The sequence below is a fragment of the Paenirhizobium cremeum genome, from assembly GCF_047553425.1.
Classification (GTDB): Bacteria; Pseudomonadota; Alphaproteobacteria; order Rhizobiales; family Rhizobiaceae; genus Allorhizobium; species Allorhizobium cremeum.
The window spans coordinates 1984665-2007255 of the sequence record NZ_CP180217.1 but is presented as its reverse complement, the minus strand read 5'-3'; the positions used below and the strand labels follow the sequence as shown (position 1 = coordinate 2007255).

Here is a 22591-nt window from a genome sequence, read left to right as displayed (position 1 = left end):
GTTGCGTTGTCGGAGGCGATTTTTCTGGAAAAGTTTCGGGGTGAGATAGGTCAGCATTGTTGACATATCGACCCATCCATGTTCATCTGAACCTATTAAAAAACAATTCGAGGAAACTCCCGTGCTGAATTGGGATCATATCTTTGCGACCCGGTCGTCTCGCATGCGTGCATCCGAAATCCGCGAACTGCTGAAGTTGCTGGAGCGCCCGGATATCATCTCCTTTGCCGGCGGCATTCCCGATCCTGCACTTTTTCCGGATGAGGCCTTCAAGGTCGCTTATGCCGACATCTTCTCGGGCGGTGAGGCAGGGGCTGCGCTCCAGTATTCCGTGAGCGAGGGCTACAGGCCGCTGCGTGAATGGCTGAGGGGCGAGATGGAAAAGCTCGGGATCGCCTGTACGGTCGACAACATTTTCATCACATCCGGCTCGCAGCAGGCGCTCGACTATCTCGGCAAGCTGTTCCTGTCGCCGAAGGATACCGCGCTGGTGAACTGGCCGACCTATCTCGGCGCGTTGCAGGCGTTCAACGCCTATGAGCCGAACTATGACCAACTCACCTTCGGCAACCGTACGCCGGCAAGTTACAGAGCGGCGGCGGAAAACCTTGGCGGTGAGGTGAAGTTCGCCTATCTCTCCGCCGATTTCGCCAATCCGACCGGAGAGACCGTCGATCTCACCGGACGTCGGCGGCTTCTCAAGCTGGCCGATGAACTCGATATCGCCATTATCGAGGATGCCGCCTACCAGTCGCTGCGCTATGACGGTGAGGCGATCCCGCCGATACTGGCGCTGGAGATTGCCGAGAAGGGCTCGATCGAGAATACCCGCACGATCTATTGCGGCTCCTTTTCCAAGACGCTGGCGCCGGGTCTGCGTGTCGGCTTCGTCGTTGCGGCCATGCCGGTTATCCGCAAGCTGGTGCTGATGAAGCAGGCGGCTGACCTGCATTCTTCCACGATCAACCAGATGGCCATCGCCCATGTGGCGACGCGGCACTTCGACGAGCAGGTTGCCAGGATCAGGGCTGCCTACAGTGCGCGGCGCAATGCCATGCTGGCGGCGCTTGAGAAGTACATGCCGGCCGGGACGGTCTGGACACGGCCGGAGGGCGGCATGTTCATCTGGGTGACGCTGCCGGAGGGACTGGACGGTGGCGAGCTTCTCGCCCGTTCCGTCGAGACGGAAAAGGTTGCCTTCGTACCAGGCCAAGCCTTCTTTGCCGACCGTTCCGGAGCCAACACGTTGCGGCTTTCGTTCTCGTGCGCCAACGAGGAGATGATCGACGAAGGCATCAAACGCCTGGGTCGTCTGGTCAACGGCGCGCTGGCGCTGGCGGCCTGAGGCCGTTCAAATGGCAGAGAGAAGAAGCCCGGTGGAAGCCGGGCTTTTTCGTTGCATCAATCAGCGGCGAGCACGATCACCATGTCTCGGGCCGAGTAGGTGATCCTCTCGGATCTCAAGGGATTGACGGTGACGCCGCCGAGCTTGCGGGCGTCGGCATCGTCCTCGCGCTGTCGGCGATAGCCGATGGCGATCTCGCCACGCCGCAGGGCTGCCAGGCTGATGGTGAAGAAGTTGACCTGCTGGTTGATGGATACGTAATCCGTGACGGGGCGCATGTAGATTTCCGAGCCCTTTTCATCCAGCAGTTCGTTGAAGATCGCTGCCATGAACTCGTTTTCCGAGGCCTGCGCCAGCATCAGGCTGACCAGCTTGTTGCTGACGACGAAGTCGTCGGCGCGGGTGACTTCGGCAAGCTGCCGGTTGCGGATGTCGATCATCTCGCTGACGACGCTGACGCGTTTGCCGGAACGCTCGGCAATGCGGCGCAGTTGGAGAAGGGTAATGAGGGTACGAGTATCGGCGCCCTGTGCCGAAAGGTCGTCGCTGTAGCCGAGAACCAGTACGTGGTCGAAGGAGGGGATAGCCAGGGCGTCGAGGGAGGTCCGGTCGCTGGTGTCGACTACACGGCATTCGACCGTCATTACGGTAGGATCGATGTCGAGATTGCCGACGTCCCTGTCGAAGGCCGCGGAGTTGGCGGCGATCGTGAGATGAGAGCCGGGAGCGACATAGCGGGCGAGTTCCGAGGCGATGATCGGACCGCGACGGTTCCAGCCGAGGACCAGCGTGCGTTCCGGCTGACGTTCGCGCTTGGCCGCTGGGCGGATCGTTTCCTTGGCGATCTCCAGATTGCCGTTCCATATACGGATCGAGGCGTCGTCCTCGGCAATGATGATCGCGCGGTCGCCCTGTTCGAAAACCCTTGCCGGCGGCGGATTGAGAATGACGGCACCGGATGCATCGCATATGCCGATCAGCGAGCAGTTTTCGTAGCTCATCACGGCAGCGCCAAAGGGCTTGCCGGTCAGTTCCGGCTGCTCGAGCGTATAGATCTCGCAACCGTCGAAATCGAGCAGTTCGGAATAGACGGCAGAGAGACCGGACTGGCGACTCGTGTGGACGACGATGCGGGAGATGAGGTCGTCGGCGAGAACGAGCTGCAGTTCGTGGCCGCCGACGATGCGGGCGACTTCGGCATTGCGGCCGTCGCGGATCTCGGCGGCGATCTTGTAGGGTTCGATCCGACGTTTGGGATCGTTGACCAGGGCAAGCACCGACTTGACCACACGGGAATCGGCATCCTCGCCTTCCGGCGACAGGACGATGATCGAGCGGGAGGTCTGGGCGTTGACGATGTCGAGATCATAGAGGTCGGTCGGATCGCCGCTGCGGCAGATGATCCTTGTGTTCTTCAGGTCCTCGACCTTGGTGGCGATTTCGTCTTCCATCTCCACCTTGTCCTTGTCGGCCATGATGACGATGCGTGGTTTCCTGCGGCTCTGGTTGGCGATCACCAGCTCGTTGATGACGTCGAAGATAGAGGGGGACCAGTTGAGGATGATGGTGTGGTCGGTCTCGAGTACGCGGGAGCGCCCCTTGCGCAGTTCGCTCAGCTTGTCCTCGAGGCCGGAAGATATGACGCCGATCAATGCGGAGAAGACGAAGATGCCGATGACGGTGACGACGAGCGACACCATGCGGAAGCCCCATCCCATGTCGCCGCCCATGGTGCCGGCGTCCATGGTTCGCATCAGGGATTCCCATACGCCTTCGAGGAAGCCGACCGGCTCGCCGCCTTCCGGAGCGATGCCAGTGACCGCCAGAAAGATGCCTGCGAGGACGATGACTACAAGTGAAATGAGGGCCAGCCAGCCGATCAGGGCGATTGCTCCGCCCGCCATGCTCTTGTCGAACTCATAGCGCAACCGCGCGCGCCAATGACTGCGGGTCTTCATGTCTCTTCCTTGCTCCCCCGTCGAATGATCCCTTCGCCATCGCAGTATTCGCGAATGCCTGCAACGGCCAAGGTTAGGCGAAGCGCATGGAACCCATAAAAGTCGCGGGATATCGCCGCATCGAAGCATCGGCAGGACCGCCTTTCTCCCTGCCGATGCATCTTGCCTCCGCAAGCCGTAACCCGGCATTTTTGTCGGGAAAGAAAGCTGCGTGTCATGCACGTGTTATATGGCGTCACTAATCAGCGGCGTCTCACCCACACGAGGACGTTTTGATGAAAACTCTGCTTTCCGCCTTCACCGCGCTTGCCGCCTTCGGCTTCATGGCCGTTACGGCCGATGCCGCCAATCTGGTGCTCTACACCAGCCAGCCGAACGAAGATGCGCAGGCGACGGTCGATGGCTTCATGGCCGCCAATCCCGACATCAAGGTCGACTGGGTGCGCGACGGCACGCCGAAGATCATGGCGAAGCTGATGGCCGAAATCGAGGCCGGCAATCCGGTCGCCGACGTGCTGCTGATTGCCGACACGGTCACGCTCGAACGCATGAAGCAGGCCGGCCACCTTCTGGCCTACAAGTCGCCGGAAGCCGCAAATTACGACAAGGCGCTCTATGACGCCGACGGTTTCTACTATTCCACCAAGCTCATCACCACCGGCATCATGTACAACACTGCCGCTACGATGAAGCCGACGAGCTGGAAGGATCTTGCCAAGCCGGAAGCCAAGGGCCTCGTGACCATGCCGAGCCCACTCACCTCGGGCGCCGCTCTCATTCATGCCCAGACGCTCGCGGGTGTTCCCTCGCTCGGCTGGGATTATTACAAGGAATTGCAGGCCAACGGCGCCATCGCCTCCGGCGGCAACGGCGCCGTGCTGAAGTCCGTCGCATCGGGTGAGAAGGCTTACGGCGTCGTGGTCGACTACATGCCGATCCGCGAAAAGGCCAAGGGCGCTCCGGTCGAGTTCGTTTTCCCGGAAGAAGGCGTTTCCGCCGTCACCGAGCCGGTCGGCATTCTCGCGTCCACCAAGAATGCCGAAGCCGCGAAGAAGTTCGTCGACTATGTGCTTTCCGAAAAGGGGCAAGAAGGCTTCCTGAAGCTCGGTTACATCCCGGCTCGCAACGGCATGGCCGTTCCCGCCGGTTTCCCGGCCCGCGATACCATCAAGGTTCTCCCGATCGACGCCGCTGCTGCGCTGAAAGCTACCGACGAAGACCTGAAGACCTTCTCCGGCATCTTCGGCACCAACTGATCGAAGGGCTCATGCCGCGTCTTCCCGCCAATGCGAACAGCCAGCCCCGCTGGCTGTTTCCTTTTGTCACGGCCGTAGTCGCCGGCCTTTGCGTGCTGCCGCTCGCAAGGCTGGTGATGGCTGGCATTTCCTCTATCCTCAACGGCAAGGCGCTGGAGCTTCTTGCCGATCCGGCGATCTGGACCGCGGCGTGGAATACGCTGACGACGTCCGTCCTCGGCATGATCGCGGCCGTCGCAATCGGCGGCTTTTTCGCGCTGGCGCTGACGCTCGCCGACATTCGGGGCAAATGGCTCCTGAGCTTCCTTTTCATGCTGCCGACGATGATCCCGCCGCAGGTGACGGCACTTTCCTGGGTCGGCATGACAGGGCCATCGAGCCCGCTTCTGAAGGCACTCGGGCTTGCGCCGCCGCTCGGCAGCCCCCAACCGCTCTATTCTATTGCCGGTATTGCCCTGCTTTACGGAGTGCAGCATTCACCGCTCGTCTTCCTGTCGCTTCGAGCCGGGCTTCTTGCCCTGCCGCGCGATGGCATCGAGGCCGCAAAACTTGCCGGCGCCTCTCCCTGGCAGATGCTGAAGGACATCATTCTGCCGTTGTCTTTACCGGGATTGATCGCGGGCGCGGCCATGGCCTTCGTCTCTGGCGTCGGCAATTTCGGCATTCCGGCGATCCTCGGTATTCCCGCGTCGATCTACACGCTGCCGACGCTGGTCTACGCCCGCTTCGCCAGCTTCGGCACCAGCACCTTCGGCGACATTGCCGTGCTCTCCGGCATGATCGCCGTCATGGCGGTGGTCGGACTTCAGGTCCAGGAGCAGGCATTGAAGGGCAGGGATTATCGTGTCATCGGGCTTTCGGGCGCATCCGCGACGTTCCGGCTCGGCGGGATGCGATTGCCCCTCGAGCTTCTTCTGTGGCTCCTGCTTTTCGCGATCCTGATCGCGCCTTTCGTCGCACTCGTTTCCGCATCGCTGGTGCCCGCTTATGGCGTGGCGCTGTCGTTGAAGACGGCGTCCTTTGCCGCCTACGAGGAAATCCTGTTCCGCCAGAAGGTGACGCGCACTGCCTTCGCAAACTCGATCTTTCTTGCTTCGGCCACCGCCTTCGGGCTGCTGGTGATCGGGGTGCTGACGGGCTATGCGCTGACACGGGGAGGCCGCCGTCTTGCTGCTGCGCTTTCGGCCATGATCGAGATTCCCTATGCGCTGCCGGGTATCGTGATTTCCGTCGCCTTCATCCTGGTCTTCGCGGCGCCCTTGCCTTTGCTCGGGGTGACGATCTACGGCACGATCTGGATCATTCTCGCCGCCTATTTCTCGAGCTTCTTCGCGGTAGGCCTGAAGCCCGTGGTCAGTGCGCTGCGACAGCTCGATCCAGCGCTCGAGGAGGCGGCGCGTCTGTCGGGAGCCGGTTTCTGGCGGCGGCTCATCGATATCATCGTGCCACTGATTGCGCCGGCGGCGGGCGCGTCGGTCATCCTCGTCTTCCTGATCGCCTGCAACGAACTCACGGTATCCGCTCTTCTGTGGTCCGCGGGAACTCAGACGCTCGGCGTGGCGATCTACAATCTAGACGACAGCGGCTCCTACGATCTTGCCTCGGCGCTTTCCGTGCTGGTGGTGGCGATGGTCGTGTTGCTGATGCTGCTGCTTGAACTGATGGCGGCGCGGCTGCCGAAAGGAGTCGTTCCTTGGCGAAACTGATACTGCACAAGCTCTGCAAGGATTACGGTACCGGCAAGCCGGCCGTGAACGACGTGTCGCTTAAAATCCGCGACGGCGGTTTTCTGGCGCTGCTCGGACCGTCAGGTTGCGGCAAGACGACGGTTCTCCGGATGATCGCCGGCTTCGAGACGCCAAGCGACGGTTCCATCTTGCTCGGCGAGCGCGTGTTATCCGATGCGTCGGGAGCGGTTCCTCCGGAGCGGCGCAACATGGCCATGGTGTTCCAGTCCTACGCGCTCTGGCCGCATATGACTGTTGCGGCCAATGTCGGCTATCCGCTGAAGGTGCGGGGCGTTTCCGGCGAGCGTTATCGCGAGAAGGTCGGCGAGGCGCTAAGGTCGGTGCGGCTCGAGCAATATGCCGAGCGCCGTCCGGCGGATCTTTCCGGCGGGCAGCGCCAGCGGGTGGCGCTGGCGCGTAGTCTAGTGACGGACCCGGATGTGGTGCTGCTCGACGAGCCGCTTGCCAATCTCGACCGGCATCTGCGCCAGGAGATGGAAGAAACCTTCCGCGAATTTCATGCGCGTTCCGGCGCGACCATGGTTTATGTCACCCATGACCAGGCCGAGGCGATGGCGCTTGCCACCGACATTGCCGTCATGTCCGAAGGCAGGTTGTTGCAGGTGGCGGCGCCGGCTGAAATCTATGCGCGTCCGGAGGGTCGGCTGGTCGGCTCGTTGATCGGGCAGGGAGCCGTCCTCAGCATTCCTGCAAGCGGCGACGACAACCGGGAACTCGACTGGCAGCGGCTTGCAGCGCTGATGACGCAGGGGCGCGCCGGCGGCGGAACGATCGACATACTGGTCCGCCCGCAGGATGTCCTTCTCGGTTCTGAAGGACTGAACGCCACCATCGAGACCGCGCTCTATGAGGGCGAACGCTATGCCCTGCGGCTGCGGCTCGATGACGGACAGGTTCTGCGTGCCCATGGCCGGCAACCGGCAATGCGGGGAGACCGGGTGAAGGTCGTGCTCAGCAAGGCTTGGCGGCTCTAGCGCGGGGCGATCTTCCGGCAACCGATACGGTGCGGGCTTCCCCCGGACAATTTCATCATCCGCCGTTCATGACGGCGCGATCATTAGTCGTTATCCTTACCGGTGCGGGCGCGCCGTTCGTCCGCGTGACCTTGTGATGGATGATTTGCATGGCGTTGAGACTGGGTACGTTCAACATCGAGAACCTGATGACACGCTTCGATTTCACCGGGTTTCGCAACCAGTTGCGCCAGGATCGCGTGCTGAAGCTGTTCGATATGCGAAACGAGCAGGACTATCAGAGGCTGGAGGCGGCCCGCGTCGTGGCGTCGACCGACGATACCCGGCAGCTTTCGGCGCTGGCGATTGCCGATATGGATGCCGACATTCTCTGCCTGCAGGAGGTCGACAACATGGCCGCGCTGCAGAACTTCGAATACGGTTACCTCTTCCGAATGATGGGCGCCGGCTATCGGCACAAATATCTCGTCGAGGGCAATGACAGCCGCGGCATCGATGTGGGCGTGATGATGCGCGAGCAGACCCGCGATGGCGAGACGATTGCGGTCTCCGACATCAAGAGCCATGCGGCGTTGACCTATGACGATCTCGGGCTTTTCACGCCGGAACTCGCAAATTATGCCAAGCCGGACGACCGCATCTTCAAGCGGGACTGCCTGGAGCTTGATCTCCTTGTCGGAGGGCGACCGTTCACGCTTTACGTCGTGCATTTCAAATCGATGACCAATGGCCGGGACGGCGTCGATGGGCGCACTGCGACGATGCCCATTCGCGAGGCGGAGACGAAGGCTGTGCGCCACATCATCGAGCAGCGTTTCGGCAAGGGGGAGACGGCCGACAAGAACTTCGCCATCTGCGGCGACATGAACGACTATCAGGAGCGCGTGGAGGTGATCGGCGACCGGAGAGCCGGCTATCGCTTCGAATACCGGGATACGCGACCGAGCGCGCTCGATGTCTTTTCCGCCGACGGGTTTGTGGAAAACGTGATGCTGTGGCGGGAGCCCCTCGATCGCTGGACGCTCTATCATGCCCGCGGGCCGGCGGAGCAGCATCTCTGCCAGCTCGATTACATCTGGCTTTCGCCCGCCCTTTCCGCCGCCAATCCCGGCCGCAGCCCCGATATCGTTCGTGCCGGCCAGCCATTCCGAACGGTCTTTCCGCCGGGCCAGGCGGTCGAACGCTATCCGCGTATCGGCTGGGATCGTCCGAAGGCCTCCGACCATTGCCCCATCGTCATCTCCCTGGATATTCCATGAACGAACTTCTCCTTTGCGACCAGACGGGAATGCCCGATGACGGGCGGGTTTTTCCAATGAGGGATATCAGCCTGCGGGTGCTTGAAGGCGAACATCCCTTCCATGTCGCGCACAAGGCGGCAGCGGCGGAGAACTGGAAGGCCGAAATCACCGAGAAGCCGGCGCTCTTCGATGGCGACATGGTGCTTCAGCACAAGCTCGACTTTCGCGACGGCACGCTGAAGGGCGAGGCCTTTATCGCGCCCTATTCGACGTTTCTTTGGTGGCGTCGGCAGTCTGAGGGACTGGGTGCTTTTCACGCGGCCTGCTTTCCCGTCATCATCTCCTCCGACGACGCGCTCATCGCGGTGGAGATGGCGTCTCACACCGCCAATGCCGGCCAGGTCTATTTCGCAGCCGGCTCGCTCGACCGCAGCGATATCGTGGACGGTTATTGCGATCTCGGCGGCAATATGCGGCGCGAGGTGCGGGAGGAGACCGGGCTCGATCTTGCGCAGGCTTCCAGCGACGGACGGCTCTTCGGCAGCTACCGGAACCGGCGGCTCATCATTCTTCAGTGCTTCCGGTTTGACGAACCGGCCACGAGGCTGCTCGATCGCATCGCCGCGCATATGCTGGTCGATGAGGAAAAGGAGATTGCCGGAGCGGTCGCGATCCGCACCGCCGACCCCCATGCCCACTTCTACAACAGGGCGATGTTGCCGCTCCTGGAGTGGTTTTTCGATGAGGGCCGGCAGTCCGGTCGCATCCCGGACTGAATTTTCCCAGTCCCGGGCAGGAGGGTGCTAGCCCTTCTGCTTGCTTGCACGTTCGGCCAAGGTCGGGCAGTCTCCGAGGTTCGGAATGCAGGAAAATGCGGAGATCAGCCTTGTCGCGACCTTATGCCATCTACGATGTGTTCACCGACCGGAAACTCGCCGGCAATCCTCTCGCCGTCGTTTTTGACGCGGAAGATCTGAGCGATGCGGCGATGCAGGCCGTCGCGGCGGAAATGAACCTCTCGGAAACGGTGTTCGTCCTCAAGGCGGCGAATGGCTCGCATAGTGCGCGGGTGCGTATCTTCACGCCCGCGCGCGAACTGCCGTTCGCCGGCCATCCGACCGTCGGTGCCGCCATCGCGCTCGCTGAGCGTGCCTATGGCGACAACGACGGCAATCTCGATCTCGTCTCGGTGCTGGAGGAGAATGTCGGTCCGGTGCGCTGCGCCGTGCGGTTGCGGGCGGGGGAGGCGAGCTTTGCGGAGTTCGATTTGCCGAAAACCTCCATGCGCTACGATCTGGCGCTGGATCGGCAGGGCATAGCCGACGCCCTGTCGCTGAAGATTACCGATCTCGGTTTCGAGAATCACGTTCCCTCGGTGTGGAGCGCCGGCGTTCCCTTCCTCCTTGTACCGGTACACAATCTCAACGCGGTCGAGCGGGTGGATTTCGATACCCAGCTCTGGGAGCGGACGGCACCGCTCTGCGAGGGCGCGCTCACCTCGGCCTATGTCTATTGTCGCGGCGGCGTCAATCACGGGGCGAAGTTCCATGCGCGGATGTTTTCGCCCGACATGGGCATTAGCGAGGACCCGGCGACCGGCTCAGCAGTTGCCGCGCTTTCCGGCGCGATCCGCTATTTCGACGCTTTGCCGGACGGACATCATCCGCTGATGGTGGAGCAGGGAGTGGAGATGAAGCGGCCGTCCTATATTCACCTGCATATCGACGCCAAGGACGGCGAGATTTCACGGGCGCGGATCGGTGGACAGGCGGTCCGTTTTGCGACTGGTGTCCTAGATATTTGAAAATGCTGGGAAAATCTAGGTTTTCGAAATTTTTTTGACAAAGCGGACAAGATTTTTGGTTTCGGCGCTGGACAACAGCGCCGATCCTGTTTATACGCCCTCTCACACCGCCGGACGGTGCTGACGGGTGATTAGCTCAGTTGGTAGAGCAGCTGACTCTTAATCAGCGGGTCGTAGGTTCGAGCCCTACATCACCCACCATCTTCTCCTGAAGAGCCATATTTTCAAAGTAAAAATTGCGCCGGCAGGGCGTTTTTTGCCTGCCGACCAAAATTGGTCGCGCTTACCAGCGATCACGCGATTGTTACTTTATTATTTCCTTGTATGCAGATCCTGCCCAATCTCGGGCTGGAGATGTGCTACGCATGAAAACGATAGTTTCCGCCGCCGGCCTTCTGGCCGTTATCCTGACATCGACCGCCGCGCAGGCGGAGGATCTGGTCTTCACCCTGACCAATGGCACCAATTCCGTGCTGACCCGTTTCTACACGTCTCCCGTCGGCGTCGACGACTGGGAGGAGGATGTGTTCGGCAGGGACGTGCTCGGACCGGGTGAAACCGTGCAGCTTACGATCGCCGACGGCCGTACCGTCTGCGAATACGACATGCGCTTCGAATTCGAGGAGGACTCCGATCTCGACACCACCGAAGACACCCAGAACCTCTGCGAACTCGGGTCCTACACCATTCACGAGTGAGCTTCGGTCGTGTCCGTCTCCGCTCCATCTGGTCGGGCGGAGACGGACACAACGGGAATCGGCCTGCCGCGAGCCTTCCTGCTCTCCTGCCTGTCGCCCTTTGCCGGCAAATGCCGCGGGTTATTTGGATAAAGGCGGCTCAGCATCCAGTATTTCTTCGATTGCGCGCCGGAATCTCTTTTTGTTCCCGGAGCACCACAGCAGTGTTCCTGAAACGTTTCCGTATTTTGGTCCGTTTTTCCTGAATTGACCTGTGGAAAGCTGTGGATAACTCCCTTAGCCGGCTTTAGGCGATTTTGCCGATTCGCGATTGCGGCAAGACGAAGGGTATGCACCCGGGCGGTATTCTGCCGACGGTTCCCCGTATGCCGTAGACCTCGCCGATGACGTCGTCCCGAAGGGTCTCCGCCGGATGCCCCTCGGCGACGATGCGGCCGTGGCTGATTACCACCAGATGATCTGCAAATTCCGCGGCGAGATTGAGGTCGTGAAGAATTGCCAGCACCGCGCCTCCACTCTCAGCGAAGTTCCTGGCGATTTCCAGCACGGCGATCTGATGGCCGATATCGAGGCTCGAGGTGGGCTCGTCGAGAAAAAGTGCCTTGGCTTTCGAATTTTCCACGGCGGCCGGAAGCTGGGCGAGGACGCGCGCGAACTGCACGCGCTGCTGTTCGCCACCCGAAAGGGCGTTGTAGGCGCGGCCCTCGAAACCTTCGAGCCCGACGCGGGCAAGGGCATGCCGGGCCGATTGCGTCGGGTCCTGGCAGCCATGGGCGACGGCTCCCATTCGCGCCACTTCGAGCGCGGTGAAAGGAAAGGAAAGCACGGTGGACTGCGGAAGCACGGCACGCTCGCTGGCGAGTTCGGTTGCCGAGAGACGGCCGAGGTCGCGCCCGTGGCAGGTCACGGAGCCTTCGTCCGGTGCAATTTCTCCTGAGAGGACCTTCAGCAGGGTCGATTTTCCGGCACCGTTCGGACCGATGACGGCGGTGAACCGGCCGGACGTCACTGCAAGGCTGATGCTGTCGATCAGGGGGCGGCCCGAGCGGCGGACGGAGACATTCTCGGCGGCGATCATCAGAGGCCGTCCATGGCTGCGCGACCGCGGCGGCCGAGCAGCAGAAACAGAAAGACGGGAGCCCCGAGGATGGCGGTGATGATGCCGATCGGCACTTCAGCGGGTGCCGCGACGGTTCTTGCGATACTGTCGGCGAGGAGCAGCAGGGCTGCCCCCCCGATGGCCGAGGCCGGCAAGAGGAACCGGTGGGACGGGCCGATGGCAAGGCGCAGCAGGTGAGGCACCACGATGCCGACGAAGGAGATGGAACCGGCGACGGCAACCGTCGCGCCGCAGGCCGCGGCGACGGCAACGATGGCCCAGCGTTTCAGCCGCTGTACCGGAATGCCCATGTGGAAGGCCGCCGCATCGCCGAGCACCAGGGCGTCGAGGCCGCGCGCGACGAAGGGAATGATGACGATGACGGAGAGGATGAAGGGCAGGGTCGCGAGAATCTTGGCATAGGTGGCGCCGCCCAGCGAACCGAGCGACCAGAAGGTGATGTCGCGCAGCGCCCGGTCGTCGGCCATGAAGATCAGCAGGCCGGTTCCGGCGGCGCTCATGGCGCCGATGGCGATGCCGGAAAGAACGAGGGCGGTGGTGGAGGTCTGGCCGTTGCGCGTGGCGATGGCATAGAGGAGGAGCGTGTTGGCAAGCCCGCCGGCAAAGGCCATAACCGGCAGGAAATGATTGCCGAGAAGCGATTGCAGCGGCGCCAGCACTGTTCCTCCGAGGACGATGGCGCAGACGGCGGCAAAGGCCGCGCCGGATGTGACGCCGACAATACCGGGATCGGCAAGCGGATTTCTAAACAGTCCCTGCATCATGGCTCCGGAGACACCGAGACCGGCACCGACCAGGATGCCGAGCGCGGTGCGGGGCAGGCGTACCGCCTCCAGAATGACGAGAGCCTGCGGCGCAAGATCGGCGCCCCGACCCGAGACATAGGCCATGAGATCCCGCAGGCCCACACCGGTCGGGCCGACGACGAGAGAGGCAAAAACGCTCGCGGCCAGCAGCAGGAGAAGCATCGCGAGAAGCGCTACCCCGAGAGCGGAGCGGTCGCCCGGGACCGCCCGCTTCGTCGCCCTCGTGGCGAAGGTCGCCATCGCGTTCATGGCTTGCTGGTTCCCGGCTTGACGGTCTCCGGGTAGAGTTTCGCCGCAAGATCATGCGCCGCTTCCGGCGTTCTCGGGCCGAGCCCCAGCAGGTAGAGGCCATCCATGGCGATGAAGGACCTGTTTGCCGCGGCGGGCGTGGCCTGCAGCGCCGGAACGGCAAAGGCCTGCTCGGCGCTCATGTGCATGGCGCCGCCGTTCATGACCAGAATGACATCCGGTTTCGCGGCGATGACGGCCTCGTCGCTCAGCGGTTTGTAGCCCGTCACGTCGGCCACGGCATTGATGCCGCCGGCAAGGCCGATAATGGCGTCCGCGGTGGTCTTGCTGCCGGCGGCCATCACGCGGCCATTGGCCAGCGAAAGTGCGAACAGGACGCGCTTCTTCGGACCGGGCAGGCCGGCGATCTCGGTTTCGAGGGTCTTGAGCCGCCTTTCGGTGTCGGCGGCGAGCGCTTCCGCCTGTTCGCTTTTGCCGATGGCTGCGCCGACGGCGCGAATCTTGTTTCCGATCCCTGCGGCTTCGGGCGGCGTCGGGATCGTGGCGATCGGAATGCCGCTCGCTTTCAGGATGGCAATCGCGTCGGCAGGCCCCGAGCCCTCTTCCATGACAATGAGATCGGCCTTCTGCGAAAGAACGCCCTCTGCGGAAAGCTGTCGCATGTAGCCGACGCTGGCCTTGCCTGCCGTATCGGCAGGATAGGTGCTTGTTGTATCGACGGCGACGATGCGGTCGCCCTCGCCGAGCGCATAGATGATTTCCGTTGCGGTTCCCCCGATCGAGACGATGCGTTTCGCTTCGGCCGGAGACTGGGCAAGGGCCGAGGCAACGCCGGCGCCGAGCAGGCAGACGGTTGTCGCAAGGCGGCGGAAAACACCGGCGAGCGGCATGGAAAATTCAATCATTTCAATATCCTGTAGAACTGCTTCCGAAGCGCGCAATGATCGGTTCGGCTGGGACGGCAGGCAGAATTGCAAACGAAAGCCGTCGCCTGCGCGACGACATTTAACTTGACTTTTATACGCAAGTTTAAATAGGAAGGCAACAGATCGGTCGTTCGTGTTGCGTGCCGATTTCATTGAAAGGCCGGGGGGCGCCGCGACCGTGGCCAGGCCGGACCAGAAGGGATTTGCCATGTATATTGCCATGAACCGTTTCAGGGTCGTTCCGGGTTTTGAGGAGGCGTTCGAGGCGCAGTGGAGGGCTCGCCAGGGCCGTCTTGCCGAAATGCCCGGTTATATCGAGTTCCACATGCTGAAGGGGCCGAAGGCGGAAGACCATACGCTCTATGCCTCCCATACCGTTTGGGAGAGCCAGGAGGATTTCACCGCCTGGACGAAGTCCGAACAGTTCCGGGCCGCTCATGCGCGCGCGGGTGAAAGCAAGGTTCAGTATCTCTCCGGCCCGCATTTCGAGGGTTTCGAGGTCATTATCCATGAGGACCGCAACGGCAAGCGCGCCGATGCTGAGGCTGCCTGAGAATGGATGCTTCGGTAAACTCCATGTCTGAGCGGGCGCGTGCGGCACTAGCCGACAAGCCCGATGGCGTGATCGAAGCCATCGCCGCAACTGCCGGGGTGACGCCAGCCGATGTGCTCGCCGTCCTGCCGGAAGGAGCGGCGGCGATTGCCGCCGCGGAGCATTGGGACGGTATCTGGAACGATCTTTCCGGTTGGGGCGATGTCCTGCTGATCGTGCATACGGAGGATATCGTTCTCGAGGTTGTCGGCAGCCTGCCGGCCGGCAGCGAAGGCCACGGATGGTTCAACATTCACGGCGACAGCCCGATCAGCGGCCATATCCGCAAGGATCGATGCGCCTCCATCGTCTTCGTCGACCGGGGCTTCCACGGTCGTCGCTCCTGTTCGGTCTGGTTCATGAACGGCGAGGGACGGGCGATGTTCAAGGTCTTCGTCCGGCGCGATGCCGAAAAGGCGCTGATCGCCGAGCAATTGCAGCGTTTCGAGGAACTGCGGGCGCGCATAGCCGCGGCCTGACCTAGACGCAGAACTGCCATGATCGTGCCGGTCCCGCGACACTGCGGGGCCGGCATTTCATTTTGCGCGGCGGTTCACCGTTCTTTCTTTTGACCGAAACTGAAACTATTGTCCGCGCAAATCGCACAAGACCAGTTCAGGACATAGCCTTGCTTCGCCTCTGCCGCAGCCTCATTCCGCTTTCGATCGCCGCATTCCTTGCCTTTACCCCGGTTCTTCCCGGAGGACCGCTGGGGCTGGCGATGGCCCAGGATACCCTGCTGCAGCGGGACGACATCATGGGCAATGCCAGCGAGAAGATCGCGGAGACCCAGAAGCGGCTCGAAAGCCTGGAGGCGCAGGTCGAGGACAGAAAAACCGACGATGCAGCGCTCGTCGACATCAAGGCGCAGGTGGACGGTCTTTCCCGCGATCTTCTGCAGATATCCGTGCAGCTTCGGCCACGCCTGAACGACGTCACCACGCGGCTCACGCAACTCGGCGAATCGCCCAAGGACGGACAGCCCGCCGAGGCGCCGGAAATTACCGAAGAGCGCAACAAGCTGAATGCCGAGCGGCTGCAGATCAACACACTGACCGGGCAGGCGGAAGATCTCTCCATCCGCGGCACCAATCTCTCGAACGCCATCACGGATATCCGCCGGCGGCTCTTTGCCGATCAGCTTTTCGAGCACACGGAAATCTCGGGCGAAGTGCTGGACGAGGCGCTGAGCGCGTTTTCGACCGAGATCAGCCGTTTCGGGCGCACCATTTCAAGCTGGTATTCCTTCATCTGGAAGTTCAAGCGTGTGCCCTTCGGCACGGCGGTCATGCTGTCGCTCTCGCTCGCTCTTGTCATGATCTATGCGGAATACCGGCTGTTCGGCTCGCTTATCAAGCGGGACCCGGACAACAAGGACCCGGCCTATATGAGCCGCTTTTCCGTCGCCTTCTGGTCGACCATCCTGCCGGCGCTGGCGCTTGGGGCCTTCCTCGGGGCAAGCTTCCTCTTCCTCGAAACCTTCAATGTGCTGCGGCCGGATATCTCGCCGATAGCGTCTGCGCTTTTCGCGCTGGCCGGCATCGTCTTCTTCGTCTCGATGCTGGCGCGGGCGGTTCTTGCTCCCAAGGCGCCGAGCTGGCGGCTGGTCAGGCTTTCGAACAAGGGCGCGCGCGATCTCAACTTTGCGGTCGTGGCCATGGCCGTCGTGAATGGTTTCGATTATGTGCTGGGCGCCATCAGCGAAACACTGAGCTCGCCGGTTGTCGTGACCGTCATGAAGAGCCTCGTATCTTCGGTCATCGTCGGCCTCATTATCTTCATCGTCTCTTTCCTGAAGCCGGTTCTGAACGACAGCGGTGATCCATCCGAGCGTGGCAAACCCTGGCCGAGAGCCTTCGCGGTGCTGTTGCGGCTGATCGGTATCGGCCTCGTTCTGGCAAGCGTTATCGGCTATGTAGGACTGGCACGCTTCCTTGCCACGCAGATCATCCTGACGGGCGCCGTCATCGCCACCATGTATATCGGCATTCTCTCGGGTAAGGCGATTTCCGCGCCCAATCGGTTCGGCGAGACGCGGGTCGGCAAATATCTGGAAAAGCGCTTCTCGCTTTCGCCGGTGGCGCTGGATCAGGCCGGCATGGTGGCGGGATTGCTGATCTATGCCTTTGCGCTGACGATCGGCATTCCCCTGATCCTGATCTCCTGGGGCTTCCAGCCCAGGGATCTGCAGCTCTGGTTTTATAACATCTTCACCGAAATCCATGTCGGGACCATCCGCATCTCGCTCATTGGGATCTTTGGCGGGGTGCTGCTTTTCAGCATCGGCCTTGTCGTCACTCGCTGGTTCCAGAAATGGCTGGACGGCAGCGTCATGGCGCGTTCGCAGGTCGATGCCGGCGTTCGGAACTCGGTGAAAACCGGTATCGGCTATCTCGGAACCGGGATCGCCGGCCTGATCGGCATCTCGGCGGCGGGCATCGATCTGTCAAGTCTCGCCCTCGTGGCCGGTGCGCTTTCTCTGGGTATCGGTTTCGGTCTGCAGAACATCGTTTCGAATTTCGTCTCCGGCCTCATCCTGCTCGTGGAGCGTCCCTTCAAGGTGGGCGACTGGGTTGCGACCGGAACGACCGAGGGCTTCGTGCGGAGGATTTCCGTGCGTGCGACGGAGATCGAAACCTTCCAGCGACAGTCGATCATCGTGCCGAATTCCGAGCTCATCAATGCTCCTGTCGGCAACTGGACCCATCGCAACAAGCTGGGACGCATCGAAATTCCGGTGGGCGTCAGCTACGACAACGATCCGCGGCGGGTGATGGAGCTTCTGCTCGAAATCGCGCTGGCCCATCCCGGCGTGCTGCGCAATCCGGAACCGGTGGTGATGTTCAACGGTTTCGGAGCGTCGTCGCTCGATTTCGAACTCAGGGGGTTCGTGGGCGACGTGCTGGGCGGGCTGCCGGTCAAGAACGACCTGCGCGTGACGATCTTCGAACGCTTCAAGGCCGAGGGTATCCAGATTCCCTATCCGCATCAGGAAGTGCGCCTGCATATCGAGAAGGACGGCGAGCCGAAGCGCGAGCGGGGGCGGGGACGGAGCAAGACGGAACCTCGCAGCACGCCCGATCAGGAGGATGAAGACAAGATCTTGCCATGAACGGCGCGTTCAGGCTCTATTCAGCGGTGAACCAATAAAAGAGGGGCATAGCTCGCGCAGTCCAAGGGACATCCCGGATGCGGCGGGACGCAACGAGAGGACGGTGCGAACGCACCGCATTCGCATGAAGAAGATCATGACGGCGACATTCCTGATGCTTGGCGCACTGAGCAGCGGCGCTGTCGCTGCCACCGTGACCAATGCCGGGTCGGGAGCCGTTGTTCTTGTGGTCGTGGAAAATGGCAATCGTATGGAAGTCTCCATCGATGCCGGTGCTTCCGAGCAGATTTGCCCTTCCGGTTGTTTCGTGACGCTGCCCAACGGAGACCGCGTCGGGCTGGAGGGCGGCGAAACCATCGAGATCAAGGACGGTTCGGCCACCATCCGGTGATAGCGCCACCGCCCGACCGCTCCCCGCTTTTCGAGAGGATTGTATTTCGGCCTGACGGCATGTCCCGTTCCGGTCGATCTCGCCGGTGATTGCGACCTCCAAGTGCAATCGATTGCGAAAAAACGCCGAAAAATGAGGGGTTGCGACCGATTCCTTTTATTGGGGATTAATCTCTGCATGTTTTTATAGCGCTGCCCAGAACATGACCGTTCTGCAAGTCATCCCAATGCAAGTTGCAACCGTCTCTCAAGGTCAAAGGCGCTATGGCTCTCCTCGGTATTTCCGGAATGCAGTATTCCGGAGAAACATTCCCTGATGCTCGAATCATCGTTGCAGAAGATTCGAACGTTTTCACCTCCATGATCGGAACGCGCCTCAAGGAGCTGTTCGGTATCGATGCGGAAATTTGCCGCACCTTCGAGGATCTGCAGGCTGCAAACGAACTTTCGGACACTCCGGTCACGCTTGCCATCTCGAACATCAATCTGCCGGGGGCGGAGAATGGCGAGGCGCTTGAATATCTGATCGACCTCAATATTCCGACGGTGGTCTTCACCGGCACCTTCCAGGACGAGACCCGCGAGAAGCTTCTGGCCAAGGACATTGTGGACTATATTCTGAAGGACAACATCTTTGCCGTGGAGATGCTGGGGGAGTCCGTCTATCGCTTCCTCACCAATCACCAGCACCACGTCCTGATCGTCGACGACAGCCCGACGGCGCGGGCCCTGCTTTCCAGCCGCCTGAAACGCTACAATTTCCGCGTCAGCGTCGCGGAGAGCGGCGCCAAGGCGCTGGAAATCCTCAAGGCCAATTCCGACATCGGCCTGGTGGTGACCGACTACAACATGCCGGATATCGACGGTTTCGAGCTGACCCGGCGGATTCGCGCCGCCCGCGGTTCGCATGAGCTGCGCATCATCGGGGTTTCGTCGTCGAACAATCGGCTGTTGTCGGCCCGCTTCCTCAAGGTCGGCGGCAACGATTTCATGCTGCGGCCCTTCATTGATGAGGAATTCTACTGCCGCGTTAATCAGAATCTGGATACACTCGTGCAGATTCGCGCGGCGCAGAAGAGGAAATAAGGGGCGCGCCCGCGATGCGGCCCAAGAAGCGACTGGCCGGAGCAATGGCAACGCCCCTCGATTTATGTTTTCTGTCTTTTGAAAGTACCGAGGATGTTCATGCCAGCCGATACCAGCACAACGGGTCCGATTGACCAATCCGTTCATCGCAAGAAGGCGCATGTGCTGGTTATCGAGGACTCGCGGACCTTTTCGTCCCTGCTGTGTCATCGCTTCGAGAAGGAGCACGGTTACAACGTCACGCATTGCGCGACGACCCGGGCCTTTCATGATGCCTGCGGGGACGCCGCGCGTTTCGACATCGCGGTCGTGGATCTCACGCTGCCCGACTCTCCGGACGGGCAGGTGCTCGACGAGGTCGTGGCGATGGGCATTCCGGCCATCGTCTTTACCGCGGATTTCAATCGTGAGATGCGCGAGAGGCTGGTAGAGCGGGGCGTCGCCGATTACGTCATCAAGAATAACGAGCGCGCGGTCGACATGGTCATCGCGGCCGTCGACCGGATATTGGCGAACCGCAACGTCCGGGTTCTCGTAGTCGATGATCTGCTCTCTGCCCGCCAGATGCTGACCGAGCTTCTCCGCCTCCAGCAATTCCAGGTCTTCGAAGCGTCTACCGGCAGTGAAGCCATGGAGATGCTCATCACCCATCCGGGCATCGAACTGGTCGTCACCGACTACAACATGCCGGATATGGACGGCTACGAACTCACCCGGCGCATCCGTCGCGCCCACGGTTCCGACCGCGTCAGGATCATCGGTATCTCGTCTTCGGCGGATCGTCTTCTGTCGGCAAGCTTCCTCAAGGCGGGCGCCAATGATTTCGTCTACCGGCCGTTCGTCGTCGAGGAACTGCAATGCCGTATCGGCCATAATGTCGAAACGCTGTCGCAACTCAGGCAATTGCGACTTGCCGCTTTCAGCGACTATCTGACCGGTCTGAGAAACCGGAGGCATTTCTTCGACGAGGGGCCGGCGAAGGTGGCGCGCTGCCTTGAACAGGGGCAGGCCTGCAGCATGGCCATGCTCGACATCGACCACTTCAAGAAACTCAACGATACCTATGGCCACGAGATCGGCGACAGGGTTCTCAAGGCGGTCGGAACCAAGTTGCAGGCTCTGACGGAAGACACCGACTACCTTCTGGCCAGATTGGGCGGCGAAGAGTTCGGCCTGCTGCTGACCGGCCTCGATTCAAGCGCCGCCAGCCAGTTCTGCGAGGCGATCCGTAAGAGCATTGCCGATCTCAAGGTGGCGCTCGACGATAACGACATCTCCGTCACGGCATCGATCGGCGTTGCGGAAGTTGGGGGGCTGGAGAATTTCTCCAATTATCTGAACGCCGCCGACCAGTTCCTATACCTCGCCAAGCACTACGGCCGCAATCGTGTCTATTCCGACAGCATGCTGATCGAGGCGACAGCAGCGAAATAGGGCTGGTGTTTCGATATCAGTCGCGCAGCCGTAGCTCGTCGGTCCGCATCTGCAAAGATGCGAGCGTGGACAGAAAGCTCATGCCGAGCAGGCTCTGATCGAGCTGGCCCTTTTCTATCACCGAAGCCTCGACGTCTTCGCGAACGATCGGACCGATCGCAATCTGGCGAAGGCGAACGGGAGCGGCCATTGCTCGCCCGTTGGCGGTCATGATGGCCCTGGTGAAGGAGAGACGGGACATGTCGATGCCGATGCGTTCGGCGTCTTCGTAACGCAATGCGACGGTGCTTGCGCCGGTGTCGATCATCACATCCACGGGCACCGCATTCATATCGACCGTGGTTTCGAAATGTCCGCTGCGCGTCTTGTGCAGGACTACCTCCGGCTGACCGTCGATACCGGTGGCGATCACCGCCCGTCCGGGAATGAGCCCCGCGGTCAGCCGCTCGCCGACGGAACGAAGCTCGTTGCGATAGAGATAGCCGGTGACGAGCGCAAGGCCGATCAAAAGCCACAGCAACAGTTGCCGCACCGCCTGTCCGAGCGAGCGACGGCTTGCAAGGAGGCCAACCGACAGCATCGCGGCAAAGGGCAGAAGGCTGATGAAATTACCGAAGTCGTCATTGCTCATGCCGAAGCTGCGGCCGGTATCCTGATTGACCATCAGCACGACGAGACCGAAGCCGAGAATGGCAAGAACGATGACGAGTCGCATCAACCGTTCTCGCGTTCGCGGGCCATGCGGGCGCGGCGGGTTTCACGCCGAGGCTTGCGCTCGACGGTTTCGAGGCGGGCGGGCAACCCCTCCATGATCGAGCGCCGCTGTTGATCCGTGTAGCTTGTCCAGCCGGCGATCTCGTCGCGCGTGCGGCCGCAGCCGAAACAGTAGCCGGTCTTCATGTCGATCGAGCAGACGAGAATGCAGGGTGATTCCATGAGCAAACCTTGTTCCCGTTTTTATATCGGTTTTCTAGGCGGCCATGGCAAGGGCGGCGAGAGCAGCGATTTCCGTAACCTGCTGGCAGGCTCCGATGGTATCGCCGGTGTGGCCGCCCAACCGGCGGCGCACATGCGCGGTGAAGGCGGATGCGGAAAGGGCAGCCGCCAGCAATGCGACCACCGTGGCAAGCAGCGATGAGGCGGGAAGGAGAAAAACAAGGGCGAGCAGCAGGCCCGACATCAGCGCCATGTGCCGGGATGCGGGTTCGGGCAGGCCGGCGGATGCGGCGATCCCGTCAGCGCGGGCCGGCGGCAGTGCGGACCAGTGCCAGACCATCAGGGCCCGGCTTGTCGCCGCCGTTGCGAGCAGGCAGGTTGCGGTCGCGACCGGAGGCAAGGCGCTCGCCAGTTCGGCGATGGCAGCGGCGCGCATGCCGATGGCGACCACGATGGTCACGGCGCCGTAGGAGCCGATGCGGCTGTCCTTCATGATCGCCAGGGCGCGCGCGCGATCCCCTCCACCGCCGAGACCGTCGGCCGTATCGGAGAGGCCATCTTCATGCAGAGCGCCAGTGATGGCGAGAAGAACGGCAATGGAAAGGAAGGCGGCCAGAAGCGGCGTCGCATTCAGGAGCAGCGCTGCGGCAAGCGTGGCCGCCGGAGGCAGGGCGATCAGGGCGCCCGCCAGCGGAAAGGCGCGAACCGTGCGGGACAAGGTGCCGTCATGGCCTTCGAAAAAGCGGGAGGGGACCGGAAGCCTGCTCAGGAATGCGAGCGCCCGTGCCGTGTCGGTCAGAAAGTCGCGCAGGATCATCGGTTTCAGTCACTCCGTTTGAAAGACGACGGCATGCGGCGCTTTTTCGGTTGTTGCCGGTCGGCCGGGTCAGTATTAGAGGCAAAACCGATTTGCGAG

General features: G+C 61.6%; 20 protein-coding genes, 1 tRNA gene and 1 pseudogene. 15 read left to right on the top strand and 7 right to left on the bottom strand.

Annotated features, from left to right (window positions below; translation table 11 throughout):
* Positions 1–121: 121 nt before the first annotated feature.
* On the top strand, positions 122–1345 hold the full coding sequence (locus ACLBKR_RS10030) for a PLP-dependent aminotransferase family protein (protein WP_113447316.1): 1224 nt from the start codon (positions 122–124) through the stop codon (positions 1343–1345).
* A 56-nt stretch (positions 1346–1401) separates the two neighbouring features.
* Here the strand turns inward: ACLBKR_RS10030 and ACLBKR_RS10025 are convergent, their stop codons facing one another.
* Positions 1402–3303 carry a CASTOR/POLLUX-related putative ion channel gene (locus ACLBKR_RS10025; RefSeq protein WP_113447317.1) on the bottom strand — a complete coding sequence of 634 codons (1902 nt, stop codon included), beginning with the start codon at positions 3301–3303 and terminating at the stop codon, positions 1402–1404.
* A gap of 275 nt (positions 3304–3578) precedes the next feature.
* On the opposite strand from ACLBKR_RS10025, the gene ACLBKR_RS10020 reads away from it, so the two are divergent.
* The 8 genes from ACLBKR_RS10020 (at position 3579) to ACLBKR_RS09985 (ending at position 11024) form a co-directional block, all read left to right on the top strand.
* The gene (locus ACLBKR_RS10020) at positions 3579–4559 is read left to right on the top strand and encodes an ABC transporter substrate-binding protein (RefSeq protein WP_113447318.1); all 981 of its coding nucleotides are present in this window, start codon (positions 3579–3581) and stop codon (positions 4557–4559) included.
* Between the two features lie 11 nt (positions 4560–4570).
* Complete coding sequence (locus ACLBKR_RS10015) at positions 4571–6265, top strand: ABC transporter permease (protein WP_113447319.1); 1695 nt, start codon at positions 4571–4573, stop codon at positions 6263–6265.
* Entirely contained in the window at positions 6253–7281 is a 1029-nt protein-coding gene (locus tag ACLBKR_RS10010) for an ABC transporter ATP-binding protein (protein ID WP_113338999.1), read from the top strand. Before ACLBKR_RS10015 ends, ACLBKR_RS10010 begins: the two co-directional genes overlap by 13 nt.
* A gap of 149 nt (positions 7282–7430) precedes the next feature.
* Positions 7431–8540: an endonuclease/exonuclease/phosphatase family protein gene (locus tag ACLBKR_RS10005; protein ID WP_113338998.1), complete on the top strand. Its 1110-nt coding sequence runs from the start codon at positions 7431–7433 to the stop codon at positions 8538–8540.
* Positions 8537–9298, top strand: coding sequence for an NUDIX hydrolase (locus ACLBKR_RS10000; protein ID WP_113338997.1), 762 nt, complete (start codon positions 8537–8539; stop codon positions 9296–9298). The genes ACLBKR_RS10005 and ACLBKR_RS10000 overlap by 4 nt, the downstream gene beginning before the upstream one ends.
* Positions 9299–9393: 95 nt before the next feature.
* Complete coding sequence (locus tag ACLBKR_RS09995; RefSeq protein WP_414901620.1) at positions 9394–10326, top strand: PhzF family phenazine biosynthesis protein; 933 nt, start codon at positions 9394–9396, stop codon at positions 10324–10326.
* A 125-nt stretch (positions 10327–10451) separates the two neighbouring features.
* A tRNA-Lys gene (locus ACLBKR_RS09990) sits at positions 10452–10527 on the top strand.
* Positions 10528–10691: 164 nt separating this feature from the next.
* A complete protein-coding gene (locus ACLBKR_RS09985) occupies positions 10692–11024 on the top strand; it encodes a hypothetical protein (RefSeq protein ID WP_112828109.1) in 333 nt (110 codons plus the stop codon).
* A gap of 286 nt (positions 11025–11310) precedes the next feature.
* Here the strand turns inward: ACLBKR_RS09985 and ACLBKR_RS09980 are convergent.
* The 3 genes and pseudogenes from ACLBKR_RS09980 to ACLBKR_RS09970 form a co-directional block, all read right to left on the bottom strand.
* Positions 11311–12093: pseudogene (locus ACLBKR_RS09980) on the bottom strand (heme ABC transporter ATP-binding protein); the annotation flags it as partial.
* A gap of 8 nt (positions 12094–12101) precedes the next feature.
* On the bottom strand, positions 12102–13190 hold the full coding sequence (locus ACLBKR_RS09975; protein WP_113447348.1) for an iron ABC transporter permease: 1089 nt from the start codon (positions 13188–13190) through the stop codon (positions 12102–12104).
* Positions 13191–13195: 5 nt separating this feature from the next.
* Positions 13196–14104: a heme/hemin ABC transporter substrate-binding protein gene (locus ACLBKR_RS09970; RefSeq protein ID WP_414901618.1), complete on the bottom strand. Its 909-nt coding sequence runs from the start codon at positions 14102–14104 to the stop codon at positions 13196–13198.
* Between the two features lie 229 nt (positions 14105–14333).
* Between ACLBKR_RS09970 and ACLBKR_RS09965 the strand changes: the two genes are divergently transcribed.
* From ACLBKR_RS09965 to ACLBKR_RS09940, 6 genes are all read left to right on the top strand, one after another.
* A complete protein-coding gene (locus ACLBKR_RS09965) occupies positions 14334–14678 on the top strand; it encodes an antibiotic biosynthesis monooxygenase family protein (protein ID WP_112828256.1) in 345 nt (114 codons plus the stop codon).
* Positions 14679–14701: 23 nt separating this feature from the next.
* Positions 14702–15196, top strand: a complete 495-nt coding sequence (hutX, locus tag ACLBKR_RS09960; RefSeq protein ID WP_414901615.1) for a heme utilization cystosolic carrier protein HutX — start codon at positions 14702–14704, stop codon at positions 15194–15196.
* A 149-nt stretch (positions 15197–15345) separates the two neighbouring features.
* Complete coding sequence (locus ACLBKR_RS09955) at positions 15346–17829, top strand: mechanosensitive ion channel domain-containing protein (protein ID WP_414901613.1); 2484 nt, start codon at positions 15346–15348, stop codon at positions 17827–17829.
* Between the two features lie 136 nt (positions 17830–17965).
* Positions 17966–18220, top strand: coding sequence for a hypothetical protein (locus tag ACLBKR_RS09950; RefSeq protein WP_112828258.1), 255 nt, complete (start codon positions 17966–17968; stop codon positions 18218–18220).
* Between the two features lie 263 nt (positions 18221–18483).
* The gene (locus ACLBKR_RS09945; RefSeq protein ID WP_112828112.1) at positions 18484–19305 is read left to right on the top strand and encodes a response regulator; all 822 of its coding nucleotides are present in this window, start codon (positions 18484–18486) and stop codon (positions 19303–19305) included.
* Between the two features lie 93 nt (positions 19306–19398).
* On the top strand, positions 19399–20739 hold the full coding sequence (locus ACLBKR_RS09940; RefSeq protein ID WP_414901610.1) for a diguanylate cyclase domain-containing protein: 1341 nt from the start codon (positions 19399–19401) through the stop codon (positions 20737–20739).
* A gap of 16 nt (positions 20740–20755) precedes the next feature.
* On the opposite strand, the gene ACLBKR_RS09935 is transcribed toward ACLBKR_RS09940, so the two are convergent.
* From ACLBKR_RS09935 to ACLBKR_RS09925, 3 genes are read right to left on the bottom strand one after another with little or no spacing between them, the layout of a single operon-like run.
* Positions 20756–21457: a TIGR02281 family clan AA aspartic protease gene (locus tag ACLBKR_RS09935; RefSeq protein WP_113486897.1), complete on the bottom strand. Its 702-nt coding sequence runs from the start codon at positions 21455–21457 to the stop codon at positions 20756–20758.
* Entirely contained in the window at positions 21454–21675 is a 222-nt protein-coding gene (locus tag ACLBKR_RS09930; protein ID WP_112828114.1) for a DUF1289 domain-containing protein, read from the bottom strand. The genes ACLBKR_RS09935 and ACLBKR_RS09930 overlap by 4 nt, the downstream gene beginning before the upstream one ends.
* Positions 21676–21709: 34 nt before the next feature.
* A complete protein-coding gene (locus ACLBKR_RS09925) occupies positions 21710–22492 on the bottom strand; it encodes an adenosylcobinamide-GDP ribazoletransferase (protein ID WP_113486895.1) in 783 nt (260 codons plus the stop codon).
* Between the last annotated feature and the right edge of the window lie 99 nt (positions 22493–22591).